Here is a 1,949-nt window from a genome sequence, read left to right on the forward strand (position 1 = left end):
AAGGCTTCCTCCTAAAAGAAAGCCTTGAATCACGTTCAATCTGATTTGAGAATCCCAAGAGTCCACACGGCCTAGCTGGCCGCAAATCGCGGCATTTTGCTCCAGGTCGGCCAGTTTGGCCGCAATTCGGCCTAGAGGCGGGTTTTTAACCCTTGCTTGACCATGCCTGTCATGGTTCCGGCCCGCCGGACCCCGTTCAGGTTGCGGGTGGGAAGTCCAAAGGTTAGTATTTTAACGATCGCTTCAAGGCATAAAGGCTGACTTGGGGTTGCCCGAAATGCCTGGTGGGTGTGGAGCTTGGACTTGAATCACCGCACGCTGGTTCGCGCGCTTCTGGCCTCGGCTGCCCTTGCGGCCGCTGTATTGCTCGCCGGTTGCAATAGCGACGACATCTCACTCGCATCGAATGCCAAGGCCAACCAGCCGGTGCCGCCGAAGCTGGTCGCGGCGATTGCCGAAAAGGACATGGATCTGCAGTCGCCGATCCTGGTCCGCCTGTTCAAGCAGGAAGCCGAGCTCGAAGTCTGGAAGCAGGACCGCTCCGGCAGGTTCGCGCTGCTGAAGACCTATCCGATCTGCCGCTGGTCCGGCGATCTGGGCCCGAAGATCCGCGAGGGCGACCGCCAGGCGCCGGAGGGCTTCTATACGATCAGCCCCGGCCAGATGAACCCGCAATCGGCCTACTATCTCTCCTTCAACACCGGCTATCCCAACGCCTTCGACAAGGCGCTCGGCCGCACCGGCTCGCAGTTGATGGTGCATGGCGACTGCTCCTCGCGCGGCTGCTACGCGATGACCGACGAGCAGATCGCGGAGATCTATTCGCTCGGCCGCGAGTCCTTCTTTGGCGGCCAGAAGGCATTCCAGTTGCAGGCCTATCCGTTCCGGATGACGCCGGTGAACATGGCCAAGCACCGCAACAACCCGAACATGCCTTTCTGGAAGATGATCAAGGAAGGCTACGACCATTTCGAGGTGACGAAGCAGGAGCCGAAGGTCGACTTCTGCGAGAGGAAATATGTCTTCGACGCCGCCAAACCTGCGGGCGCTACCCGCGATCCGGCATTCGATGCGTCCGCCAAGTGCCCTGCCTATGTGATCCCGGACGAAATCGCGAGCGCCGTGCGCGAGAGGCAGCAGCAGGAGGCGGCCGAAGTCGCCAAGCTGATCTCCAAGGGCACGCCAGTGGCGCGGATGAACACCGGCATCGATGGCGGCATGAACAAGATCTTTGCCTCCAAGCTGCCGGAGGGCAGTACCGGCCTCTCCGAGGGCGGCGACAGCCAGAGCCTGGCGTCGCTGCAGTTGGCGCGTGCGCCCGGCACGATCCCGTCCACCGTCAATCCGCCGAAGCCGAACCTGGCGCAGCCCGAAGAGCCGGTGGTGGCGGTGTCGTCGACCTCATCGACCTCGTCGACCAAGGTCGCTTCCGCGACGCCCGCGACGCAGTCAGGCGAGCAGTCGGAAGGCTTCTTCTCCAGCATCGCCCGCAAGGTCGGGATCGGCGCCACGGCCGACGCCAACGCCGCCGCCACCAGCGTGCCGCCCTCCGCACCCGCGGCGGCCGCGAAGCCGAAGGCGGTCGAGGCCAGGGCTGCCGACGCCAAGGCTGTTGAGATCAAGGCTGCTCAGACCAAGCCGCAATCGGTCGTTCGCGTCGCACCGAAGCCCGACACCAAGCTCGCCGCCGTCAAGCCGACGCTCAAGCCGACCGTCACCGATGCGCCGGCGACCTCGACCGCCGCAGCCGCGCCGGCCGCCAAGGACACGCAACTCTCCGGCTCGCAGCCGATCGTGCAGCCGAACTCCTTCGACGGCCGCTTCGGAGCGATGAAGTAGGCGCGGCGCCGCGAGGGCCAGCGCTTCCTCTGTCGTCATTGCGAGCGCAGCGAAGCAATCCATGCCTCGGCAAGCGGATCGGGATAGGGGGAAGCCTCGCGGCTTCGCCC

1 protein-coding gene is annotated in these 1,949 nt (G+C 64.4%); it reads left to right on the top strand.

Annotated features, from left to right (window positions below):
- The first annotated feature begins 303 nt into the window (after window positions 1-303).
- On the top strand, window positions 304-1,839 hold the full coding sequence (locus AAFX91_RS41200; protein WP_394570296.1) for a L,D-transpeptidase family protein: 1,536 nt from the start codon (window positions 304-306) through the stop codon (window positions 1,837-1,839).
- Window positions 1,840-1,949: the final 110 nt, after the last annotated feature.

It is taken from the genome of Bradyrhizobium sp. 31Argb (genome assembly GCF_043638955.1).
Lineage (GTDB): Bacteria > Pseudomonadota > Alphaproteobacteria > Rhizobiales > Xanthobacteraceae > Bradyrhizobium.